The sequence below is a fragment of the Dorea sp. 210702-DFI.3.125 genome (assembly GCF_020560945.1).
Lineage (GTDB): Bacteria > Bacillota > Clostridia > Lachnospirales > Lachnospiraceae > Dorea > Dorea formicigenerans.
Genome location: NZ_JAJCNF010000049.1, coordinates 1 through 11,366, shown reverse-complemented (window position 1 = coordinate 11,366; position 11,366 = coordinate 1). Strand labels below are relative to the sequence as shown.

11 protein-coding genes and 1 pseudogene are annotated in these 11,366 nt (G+C 45.3%); all 12 read left to right on the top strand.

The genetic code is table 11. From position 1 onward, the window contains the following. Nucleotides 1–371: transposase (locus LI164_RS15130; protein ID WP_227087350.1), on the top strand; the 371-nt coding region annotated here is incomplete at its 5' end. A gap of 241 nt (nucleotides 372–612) precedes the next feature. Then, complete coding sequence (add, locus tag LI164_RS15125; RefSeq protein ID WP_117682564.1) at nucleotides 613–1,548, top strand: adenosine deaminase; 936 nt, start codon at nucleotides 613–615, stop codon at nucleotides 1,546–1,548. Between the two features lie 27 nt (nucleotides 1,549–1,575). After that, complete coding sequence (locus tag LI164_RS15120) at nucleotides 1,576–2,565, top strand: guanosine polyphosphate pyrophosphohydrolase (protein WP_117605960.1); 990 nt, start codon at nucleotides 1,576–1,578, stop codon at nucleotides 2,563–2,565. A gap of 107 nt (nucleotides 2,566–2,672) precedes the next feature. Continuing rightward, a complete protein-coding gene (locus LI164_RS15115; protein ID WP_005335577.1) occupies nucleotides 2,673–2,945 on the top strand; it encodes a hypothetical protein in 273 nt (90 codons plus the stop codon). Nucleotides 2,946–3,014: 69 nt separating this feature from the next. Continuing rightward, nucleotides 3,015–4,190 (top strand): annotated as a pseudogene (locus tag LI164_RS15110) (DUF4368 domain-containing protein); the annotation flags it as partial. Continuing rightward, nucleotides 4,187–4,531: a TnpV protein gene (locus tag LI164_RS15105; protein WP_004845299.1), complete on the top strand. Its 345-nt coding sequence runs from the start codon at nucleotides 4,187–4,189 to the stop codon at nucleotides 4,529–4,531. The pseudogene LI164_RS15110 and the gene LI164_RS15105, both read left to right, overlap by 4 nt. A 215-nt stretch (nucleotides 4,532–4,746) precedes the next feature. Next, a complete protein-coding gene (locus LI164_RS15100; RefSeq protein ID WP_227087349.1) occupies nucleotides 4,747–6,711 on the top strand; it encodes a hypothetical protein in 1,965 nt (654 codons plus the stop codon). After that, nucleotides 6,702–7,316 carry an ATP-binding cassette domain-containing protein gene (locus tag LI164_RS15095; protein ID WP_004845304.1) on the top strand — a complete coding sequence of 205 codons (615 nt, stop codon included), beginning with the start codon at nucleotides 6,702–6,704 and terminating at the stop codon, nucleotides 7,314–7,316. Before LI164_RS15100 ends, LI164_RS15095 begins: the two co-directional genes overlap by 10 nt. 107 nt (nucleotides 7,317–7,423) lie before the next feature. Then, a complete protein-coding gene (locus LI164_RS15090; RefSeq protein WP_081445686.1) occupies nucleotides 7,424–7,654 on the top strand; it encodes a hypothetical protein in 231 nt (76 codons plus the stop codon). 45 nt (nucleotides 7,655–7,699) lie between these two features. Beyond that, the gene (locus LI164_RS15085) at nucleotides 7,700–8,059 is read left to right on the top strand and encodes a DUF3847 domain-containing protein (protein ID WP_003500140.1); all 360 of its coding nucleotides are present in this window, start codon (nucleotides 7,700–7,702) and stop codon (nucleotides 8,057–8,059) included. Beyond that, on the top strand, nucleotides 8,025–9,521 hold the full coding sequence (gene mobQ, locus LI164_RS15080) for a MobQ family relaxase (protein WP_227087348.1): 1,497 nt from the start codon (nucleotides 8,025–8,027) through the stop codon (nucleotides 9,519–9,521). Before LI164_RS15085 ends, mobQ begins: the two co-directional genes overlap by 35 nt. Then, the coding region (locus tag LI164_RS15075) for an AAA family ATPase (RefSeq protein WP_227087347.1) at nucleotides 9,518–11,366 on the top strand (1,849 nt) is incomplete at its 3' end. The genes mobQ and LI164_RS15075, both read left to right, overlap by 4 nt.

The window sequence follows — 11,366 nt, the reverse complement described above, 5'->3', positions numbered from 1 at the left end:
CAAACATCCGTAAAAACTATTTGAATCAGACCATATCTGAGATCGTAAATCGAAAACCAAGATTTATCTGTATTGAAGATCTGAATGTCAGCGGAATGATGAAAAATAGACATTTATCCAAAGCAGTTCAGGAACAAGGATTTTTTTGGTTTAGAAAACAGCTTGAATACAAATGCAGTGATAAAGGGATCCAGCTTATTGTGGCTGATCGGTTTTACCCATCATCAAAGCTTTGCAGCTGTTGTGGAAATATCAAAAAAGATTTGAAATTATCTGACAGGGTTTATAGATGTGCGTGTGGGAATATAATTGACAGAGATTTCCAGGCATCAATAAATCTTAAGGGGTATGGAGAACGATTTGCAAGCTGACACTGAAACGTTAATGCAAATATGTACGGATACGTTAGTCCGGAATTTACGCCTATGGAGAGTACAAGAACTTGTGAGTAGATAGATATTTATATCATCAAAAGCATACTCGTTGAAGTAGGAATGAAACATAGAAGTTTGTAACTTTTTATAAGTTTTCAGTAACGGTTATTGCTGAAAAGTGATAGCCTTTGTTTTATAATGAGGCTAAGTTAGATGATAAAAGAAAGTGGGATAAGCTATGACATTGGAAGAATTGAAAGCATTGCCGAAAATAGAACTGCACTGTCACCTGGACGGTTCACTGAGTCGGGAATTTCTGGAAAGCCGTCTTGGAAGAAAAGTAGAGCCTTCTGAAATTCATGTATCTGATGACTGCCAGAGCCTTCAGGAATATCTGGAGAAATTCGATCTTCCGGGACAGTGTCTGCAGGACGAGAAAGGACTTGAGCTGGCAGGGTATGACGTATTAAAAAGTATGAGTCAGGAAAATGTCCGGTACGCGGAAGTGCGGTTTGCCCCGCTTTTATCAGAAAATGAAAACTTAAGCTGCGGTCAGGTGATAGAGGCAGTCATTCGGGGGATGAATCGTGGAAAAAATGAGTTCGGTGTGGATTATGGCATTATTACCTGTGCCATGCGCCATCACAGCTATGAGGAGAATCTCCGTATGATCCGGACAGCAAGAGAATACCTTGGAAATGGTGTGTGCGCGGCAGACCTTGCAGGAGCTGAGGCCATCTATCCGATGTCAGAATTCATGGAGTTATTTGGACAAGCAAAAAAGCTTGGAATGCCATTTACCATTCATGCCGGGGAGTGTGGAAACGTGCAGAACATTCTGGATTCCGTAGAGGCAGGAGCACTTCGAATCGGACATGGAATCGCCATGCGAGGTAATTCAGAAGTCCAGAAAATGATCCGGGAAAAAGGAATCGGTGTCGAGATGTGCCCGATCAGCAATCTTCAGACGAAAGCTGTAGAAAGCGAAAGTCAATATCCGCTTCGGGAGTTCCTGGACAACGGGATCAAGGTGACGATTAACACAGATAACCGGACCGTCAGCAACACAACCATGACAAAAGAATTGCAATTTATTCAGGAGCATTATAGAATTACCGATGAAGAGATTCGGTTGATGATGATAAATGCAGTAGATACAGCATTTATCCATTGAATCCAGACGAGTAAAGGAGACTGACAGATGGTTACATTAAACGATTATTTATATTCCGGGGATACGGTCTTTAAAATTATACAAAATTATATGACAGATTTGAGAAAAGAAGCAAAGCGGACACATAATGAAATCGACCTTGTGCATAGCAATTGTCTCCTTCAAGTACAGGAAATGCTGGAGCACAACGATTTCCTGACTTCCCAGTCACAGAAAATCCGGGAATTTTACAAGTACATGGCAAAAGAATTTCCATTTCTCGCCTTTACATTTCGTGGAAGAATCAAATCTTTGATACGTACAGAAGAAAAATTCAACGGCTACATTGTAGAATACATTTATAATTATTATGAGGAACATGGAACATATCCGGCTGTGGCAGATTTAAAAGAAAAACTGAGCTGTTTTCGGGATATTATCGCATATCGGATTGTAATTGCATTGCCGAAATGTCATCTGAAGCCGGGACAGAATCTCGAAGAGGAAGAGATGAAATATCTTTATCAGATAGCCAATGCGCTGCCGGGATTTCTGGAAGAACGCGGCTTTACAGCCGAGCCGGCAAAAGGAGTCCGGGAGAGTAAATCAGACTTGCTGGACGGCGAAGTAAAGCCATATTACAGAGATTTCATATCCAACCCGACCATGTACGGTTATCAGTCTTTACATATCACATTTTATGATAATACGTCCAGAAGCTATATGGAAGTGCAGCTTCGAACAAAGAAAATGGACGACATCGCGGAAATCGGACCGGCGAATCACTTGGGGTATGAGAAGCGTCAGGAGCATGAACGAGCAAGAAGAGATGCAGTTCCAAAAGGGGAATGCATTTACTTCGATGAGGCATACGAGCGCGGAATGAAACTTTTTAATTTAGATTTAAAAGACCTTGATGTTAATATGTTCGCAGCAATGAATAACAGCCTGATTAACGACGGCTGCGGACTGTATCGTGGGCGCCTCATTCTGCCATATGAACATTTGTCCAGATTTCAGAACGATTTGATTGATTAAGGTGGAAGAAAATAGCAATTTTATAGAAAAACTTTTGCAGAGAGACAGTTTCTGACATTTGCAAAACGTATAATGGCATAAGAAATGAGCCGATACGGAGGAGCAATATGGAAGAATACAAGAATGGCAAAATCGAGCGTGTTCTCGGAATCTATACGAAATTACTGAACGGGTACATTGTAAATAAAGCAGCCGAAGCCAATGAATATGGAGTAAATGAACGAAGTATACAAAGAGATGTTGATGATATCCGAAATTATCTGGAATTAGAAGCAGTTAACAGTGGTTGCATCAATAATGTCATATATGACCGCCTGAATAATGAGGAAAGTTGCGTAAAAATTAATATTGAAAATGTAAAAAGTCAGGAGAATGTGTAGGTGATGCAAAATCTCCTGACTTTTATAGTATACATTTATTCTGCCAGAAAGTACTGACAACGATTCCAGTACGGCTGGGGTTCTTCCACCATCTGCAACATTCTTGAAAAGCGTGAATATCTGGGACACACCATCAATTTCAAGACCCGAAAGCACTTCAAGGACAAGAAAAGCCATTATGTCCCGGAGGACGAATGGACGATTTTTGAGAATACGCACGAAGCCATTATTGACCAGCAGACCTTTGACCTTGTGCAGAAAATCCGTGGGAATGTCAGACGCTACCCGGACGGCTGGGGCGAAGCAGCTCCCCTCACGGGCTTACTCTATTGCGCCGATTGCGGCGGCAAGATGTATGTCCACCGCACCAACAACGGCAAGCGCATTTCTCAATACACCTGCTCACAGTACACCAAAGTTCCTTGCGGAACGCTCTGCAAGACCCAGCACCGTATCAATGAAGATGTGGTACTGTCCCTTGTCTCTGAAATGCTGAAATCCATTGCCGAGTATGCGAAGCATGACAGAGCCGAGTTTGTCCGTGTGGTGCAGGAAGCGCAGTCCAGCCAGCAGACCACAGAGGTCAGGAAACAGCGGACACGCCTTGCCACAGCAAAGCAGAGAGTTTCCGAGCTGGAAGTCCTGCTCTGCAAAATCTATGAGGACAACATTTTAGGCAAGCTGTCCGACAGCAGATACGCCACTCTGGACGCTCAATACGAAAAGGAACAGTCCGAGCTTACCGCTGAAATCTCTGTTCTGGAAAAGGCTGTCAAGAGCTATGAGAAGCACGAAAAGGACGCTGACCGTTTTATCGCTCTGATTGACAAGTACGAGAACTTCGACAAGCTGACCATTGCTATGCTCAACGAGTTTATCGAGAAAATCCTTGTGCATGAGCGTGACCGCAAAGGCAGTATACAGACCACACAGGAGGTCGAGATTTACTTCAATTTTGTCGGGCGTTTCGTTCCCCCAGCGTTTGGAGAAGTGGAGCTTACTCCGGAGGAATTAGAGGAAATCCGCAAGCGTGAGGAACGCAAGGACAGGCTTCATCAGAACTACTTGAAGCGGAAAGCCAGCGGAGCGCAGAAGCGATACGAGGACAAAATCAAGGGGAGAAAAAAGGCAGAAATCGAAGCCAAGAAAGCCGCTATTCGTGCGGAGGATATTGCAAAGGGAGTGTTCGTCCCTGTCAGCAGTTTACCGCAGAGAGAGCCGATGAAAGGAGTACAAACAGCATGAATATCACTTATACACAGAACGGCGATTATCTTATCCCGAACATCGTTATCCGCAAGACCAAGCCCCTCGGACACTACGGCAGACTTCGCAAGGCGTATCTGGAAATGCACCGTCCGATACTGTTCAATGAACTGGTGCTATCCGACAAGCTCTTTGAGCATTGCGCCGAGATTGACGAAGCGGCACGAAACCGCATGGAGCTGATCGTGCGGTCACTGGCAGAGCAAAACGGCGTGACCGAGCAACTAAAAGCCAAAAACCAAATGGAATGGGTGCGGCAGATGAACGCTTGCAAGGCACAGGCAGAGGAGATTGTGAAAGCGGAATTGATTTATGATTGAGCGAGGAAGTCCGGGCAGAAAACTGTTCGGACTTTTCTCATGTAGTCCAAAGTTGCGGTAGAATTGTTCACGAGTTTTATGGTACAATTTATGCGAATAAAAAAAACGGAAAATTAGAATCTAACAAGAGAATGTGGTTGTATGAAAAAATCCATATTAGTATTTTGGGCAATCGTGTGTCTGTTACCTATTCAAAGGAGGTTTAAGAATTTCAAATGAAACATATAAGAAATATATTGCTGTTGATTACGATTATTTTTGCTTTTGTTATGCAAGCTGAAGTATATCAAAATATGCTCTGGAACTTTAATGGTGCTTATTATTTATCGTCCAGATACACAACTACTAATGACGATATGGATTCATTTTTAGCCAATGCAGAAGATACAGCTGAGAAGCATGGTGTTCATATTTTTTCGACTTTTAATCAGAGAGTTTCTAATTATCAGACAAGACTTTATATTTATGGTGATGATACCGTTGTTCGGGATAGTCTTAAAAGCACAATGGATATTGAGGAAAAAACATATACGGCTTTGATAGGCGGAATCACCGTAATAGAATTTGAAGATTTTAGAGAAGCAAAAAACACAGGCAATGGACAGGAAATAATGGTCAGCTATATCGGTGACGATGATGACATTATTGCCACATATCAAGATTTGGCAAAAGAATATTCTATATCGCAGCCAGAGTTTTGGCAATCAACCGAAACTGATATGATGTTCATTGTTTGGGGCCTGGTTGCCATATTGATGATTGTACTTAATATGATTGAGGTGATACGCAGACAAAAGGAAGTAGTTGTACGAGCTTCTCTGGGCGAAAATGCTGCTGTGATTGCTCTAAAAGCTGTAGTGGCTGATATGATTTCATATGCTGCATTATTCGTCTTAGCAAAGTTGCTTGTTTCTCAATTTATATCGGGAGCGTATGAAGATCATCTCATTTTGGCAGTGTATTGTGCCGGAGCAGTTCTTTCCGTAATTCCTTATGCTGCTTTTGTCCGCTTTGATGTAAAAAAAGCCTTTGCCAATGCTTCAGATAAAAAAGGTATGTTTTATCTTCTGAACGGTCTTAAAGTATTTGCTACTGCTATGACAATTTTTACAATAACTACAAATCTCAGTAGCATTCAAGGTAATTTACTTACAAACACTACTCTTTTAGAAAATCATTATAATGATTATTATTTTGGAGTTATGCAGATTGAACCTCCTTTTGAAGAAAATGAGGAGGAATCCAAAGAGAGCAAATTTTGGAATGACCTTTACGAAAATGAATACAACACTATAAATCCGGTGGTCTGCATAGGCAGCCGGATAAGCGATACGGATAATTATATTTTTGTAAATCATAATGCCAGAGATATGCTACAAGGGTTTTCTGATATGCTTACTGAAGATGATGAAAAAGAGGATATCGTGGTCTTCGTGCCAAAGGGAAGAAATGCGGAATCATACAAAGATATCGCAAAAGAGGAAATTGACTCTCTTACCCAAAATGCAGAAGAACTGCGTGTTGTTTATAAAGAATATTCTGGCAGAGAGCAATTTTATTATCTCAATTCGAACAGAGAAGAGGCTATTGACGGATTGTCAAGAGCAACAAATCCGATTGTTATTTATCAGGCAAATGAGGCTGTTGCTTTGAATGGAAGTTATATCGAAACAGGAACATATAATGGTGAGGTAATCTACGGATGCGATGAAAGCACAATTCGTAATGCTGCGAAAAAATATGCAGAACAGCTTGGTTCACACTATTTTATGCTGACGAATGTCGGAGAGGATTACATTTATAGTCATAGTTTCCTTGTAAAATTGATTAGCTTTATAAGCTCTCTTTGCGTATTAGTATTGCTGTTAGATATAGCTATCATCGTATCTGAAGCGAAAATGGAATTTAGACTTAGCTCTATGGAAATCTCCCTCAAAAAGGTTTTGGGCTATCGCTTTTATGAAAGGCACAAAAGATTTATTTCCGTTAATCTCATAGAAAATATAGCCGTTGTGATATTGATTTGCATTGTTTCGATTTTTATATCTAACGCAAGTGTCGGGATTGCTTTACTAATTGGATCATTGCTCACCATTATTGAAATGGCAATCATTTTCACAAATATTATGTGGGTTGAAAAAACAAATATCTCAAAGTCATTGAAGGGAGGATGTTTATGATTATAATTCGTGGCTTAAATAAAGCATTTGGAGAGAAAATAATTTTCTCCAACTTTAATTTGGAAATTCCGGATGGAAGTTTTGTAGTAATCAGCGGGGATAGCGGCAGTGGAAAAAGCACTTTGCTCAATATGATTGGTGGTATCGAAAAGCCGGATAGCGGCAGTATCATAATCGAAGGGCTGAATATTACCCGGCTTAAAAATAAAAACAGTTTTTTTGCGGATACAGTGGGGTTTCTTTTTCAGAATTTTGCACTGCTTGAAAATAAGACAGTTAAAGAAAATTTAAGTTTGATTAAAAAATCAAGCCGAACTAAAGTATCACTTAAAGAAGCTCTTAATCGTGTGGGGTTATCAAAGGAAGTTAACAAAAAAGTTTATCAGCTTTCCGGTGGTGAACAACAGAGAGTTGCTTTAGCTCGTCTTATGATGAAAAAATGTTCTGTTGTTTTGGCAGATGAACCTACTGGCTCACTTGACAAGAAAAATAGAGATATTGTTATGAGGTTGTTGCACGAACTCAATGAAGAAGGTAAAACGGTTATCATTGTTACCCACGATCAGGGTATTATTGAAGATGAACCTTATGTTGTGAAAATCTGAGAGTACCTCTTAGAAATGTCTTGATCTACATTTTATATAATTTGGGTCAGAAGAAAATCCCTTTAGGAACTAAAGGGCGCACTTCTATACTCTCCTATCGGGAGTATGTGCGTCCTGCGGAGCTTCATTCCCAGTCAGCAGAAGAAAACTGCCCGACCGAGAATGTTTCGTCACTTCGTTCCGTCAAGGGAGCTACACTCCCTTGCGACGCTTGTGCGTCTATCCCTTGTGGACTTGCCGTCCGCAAACAGCATAAAATGCTGTTCGCCGCCAGCAAGTTTGGAAAAACAAATACTGAAAATCAGACCGTTGACTGGTCGCAATGTGCGAAAAGTTGACGGTCTTTTTTTATCCCAAAAATCAAAAAAAGGAGGTCAATCACAATGACAAAACCGAAAACCCTTGACCAGCTTCGAGCCGAAAAGGAACGAGCCGAGACGCAGCTTGCACAGGAACAGCACAAGTTGGAGCGTCTGGAGAACAGAAAGAAGTATCTGGAGAAAGGCGAACGCACCAAGCGCACCCACCGCCTTTGCAATCTGGGCGGCACGATTGAGAGCCTTGCCCCGGAGGTCAAAGATCTCACACGCACCGAAATGACAGAGCTGATGGAACACATCTTTTCCCTGTCCGAAGTCCAGCGAGCCGTCCGTCACATGGCGATTACCCACATCAGCCAAGCAAACAGAGAAAAGGAGTTGAAAGCCGATGGCACTATTTCATCTGAGCGTCACGCAGACTAAGCGAAGCGCAGGACAGTCCGCTATTGCTTCTGCCGCCTACCGTGCCGGGGAGCGATTGTATAGCGAGTATTACGGCGAATACAGCGACTACACCCGCAAGGGCGGCGTGATCTGCTCCGATATTCTCCTGCCGTCCCATGCACCGCCCGAATACGCAGACCGCCAGACCCTATGGAACGCCGTGGAAAAAGCCGAGCGTGGAAAGAACGCCCAGCTTGCATACAGCTTTGACATTGCCTTGCAGAATGAATTTTCCCTTGAGGAAAACATCGCTCTTGCAAGGCAATTTTTGTTGGAGAACTTTGTGAGCCGGGGCATGGTGGTTGACTTCGCCGTACACCAGCCAGACAGGGAGGACGGCGGCATACCAAACCCACACTTCCATGTGCTTTGCCCTATCCGTCCCATTAAGCAGGACGGCAAATGGGGGCTAAAGCAACGCCGGGTGTACGAGCTGGACGAGGACGGCAACCGTATCCGAGACCAGAACGGCGAGTTTATTTTCAACGCCGTTCCCACTACCGACTGGGGCAGTCCCGAAACGCTGGAATACTGGCGGCAGACATGGGCGGAGCTATGCAACGCCAAGTTTGCGGAAAAGGGGCTTGACGTTCGTATCGACCACCGAAGCTATGAGCGTCAGGGCGTGGAGCTTCTTCCCACCGTTCATGAGGGCGCAACCGTCCGGGCAATGGAGAAGAAAGGCATACGCACCGAGAAAGGCGAGTTCAACCGCTGGATCAGAGCGACCAATGCCGTTATCCGGGACATCAAGAAGAAAATCGCTCTCCTGTTTGATTGGATTGTCGAAGCAAAAGCAGAGCTTGCCAAGCCGCAGGCACCCGACCTTGTTTCTCTGCTGAACGCCTATTACACCCAGCGCAGAGCCGGGGCGTATTCCCAGAAAGGTAAAATCAGCAATCTAAAGGAGATGAACGAGACTTTCAATTATCTTCGGAGGAATGGCATTTACTCCCTTGAAGATTTGGAAAGCCGTGTCAGCGAACACAGTGCTGCCACAGAGAGCTTGAAGAAAACGCTGGACGAACAGACCGCCCGAATGAAAGCAATTAAGCAGCTCTATGACAGCTCTGCTGCTTTCCAGAGCTTGAAGCCTGTCTATGACGGCTTGCAGAAAATCAAGTTTGAGAAGCCCAGAGCCGAGTACAAGGCAGAGCATGAAGCGGAACTGAAACAGTTCTACGCCGCCAGACGCAAGCTGACCGGGGAGTTCCCGGACGGCAAGGTGGATATGAAAAAGCTGACCGAAGAGTATGACGAGCTGGAACAGGCGCACGAAACCACCTATGGCGAGTTTAAGGCTGTCAGAGACGATTTACACCGCCTTTGGAAGGTCAAGTCATGTGTAGATACTGCCGCCCGATTTAACGAGCGTACAGAGGAACAAATGCTCCAAAATCGACCCCAAACACGACACAAAAAGGAGGAACTATCCCGATGAATTACACCCAAGCGCAGATTGACCGGGCAAACGCCGTCAGTCTGGAAGATTTTCTCCGCACACAGGGAGAGACACTTATCAAAAGCGGACGGGAATACCGCTGGAAAGAACATGACAGCCTGACCGTCCGGGGAAACAAGTGGTTTCGCCACAGCCAGAGTAAGGGCGGCTATCCCATTGATTTCGTCATGGAGTTTTACGGCAAGTCCTTTCCCGAAGCCGTCCAAATGCTGACCGGCGAAAGCGGCGAAGGACAGACCGAAGCCACCACAGCACCGCCCACAGCGTTCCACTTGCCCTTGCACAACCGAACAGCCGACAGGGTAATTCAATATCTTTGCGAAAGCCGGGGTCTCAACAAAACGCTTGTTGAGGCTTTTCTTCTTTCCGGGGATATTTACGAGGACGCAAAGCGGCACAATGTTGTGTTTGTCGGCAGAGACCGAAGCGGTACGCCGAGATACGCCCATGTGCGAGGAACGGCAGACCCATTCAGACAGGACATTGCCGGGTCTGACAAGTCCTATCCGTTCCGCTATGAGGGAAACGGCAACCAGCTCTTTGTCTTTGAAGCACCGATTGACCTGTTATCGTTTATCTGCCTATATCCGCAAGACTGGCAGACAAGGAGCTATCTTGCCCTGGGCGGCGTTTCGGGCAAAGCACTTGACCGTTTCCTTTCTGAACGCAAGGACACCCGAAAAGTGTTCCTCTGCCTTGACAGCGACACCGCAGGAAGCGAAGCCTGTACCCGACTGGCACAGTCCATTCCCGGCGAGATCGCCGTCATTCGCCTTGTCCCGGCAAGGAAAGACTGGAACGATGTTCTCCGTCAGCAAGGGGACATTCCCAGCCGCAAATTCATAGCCGAGACAATCACGCTGCGAGAGCTGCCCACCGCCCAGCCTGTCCCCATGCTCCGCATGGCAGATGTGGAGCTGACGAGCGTGGATTGGCTATGGTTTCCCTATATCCCCTTTGGAAAGCTGACGATCATACAGGGCAACCCCGGCGAGGGCAAGACCTACTTTGCCATGCGTCTTGCGGCGGCTTGCACCAACCGAAAGCCTTTACCCGGTATGGAGACCCTTGAGCCTTTCAACATCATCTACCAGACCGCAGAGGACGGTCTGGGCGATACCGTCAAGCCCCGACTGATGGAAGCGGAAGCAGACCTTGAAAGAGTGCTTGTCATTGACGATAGGGACATGCCGCTGACCCTTGCCGATGAGCGCATAGCAAGGGCAATCCGTGAGAACAACGCAAGGCTGGTTATCATTGACCCGGTGCAGGCGTTTCTGGGCGCAGATGTGGACATGAACCGGGCAAATGAAGTCCGTCCCATCTTCCGCAGTCTGGGAGACATTGCACAGGCTACCGGGTGCGCTATCGTGCTGATAGGACACCTCAACAAAGCCGCAGGAACGCAAAGCACCTACCGGGGATTGGGGTCTATCGACATTACGGCGGCAGTCCGCAGTCTGCTTTTTATCGGCAAGCTGAAGGACAGCCCCACAACGAGGGTGCTTATCCATGAGAAAAGCTCCCTTGCACCGCCCGGACAGTCCCTTGCCTTTTCTCTGGGAGACGTGAAAGGCTTTGAATGGATAGGAGCTTATGACATTACCGCTGACGAGCTTCTTGCCGGGACAGACACCTCCAAGACCGAAAGCAAGACTGCACAGGCAGAAGCACTGATACTGGAACTGCTGGCAGACGGAAAGCGTATGCCAAGTGCAGAGCTGGAAAAGACGGTCAATGAGCGTGGAATTTCTTCACGCACCATGAGAACGGCAAAGAGCCGTATCGGGGACAGACTTGTGACCGAGAAAGACGGCACAGCAT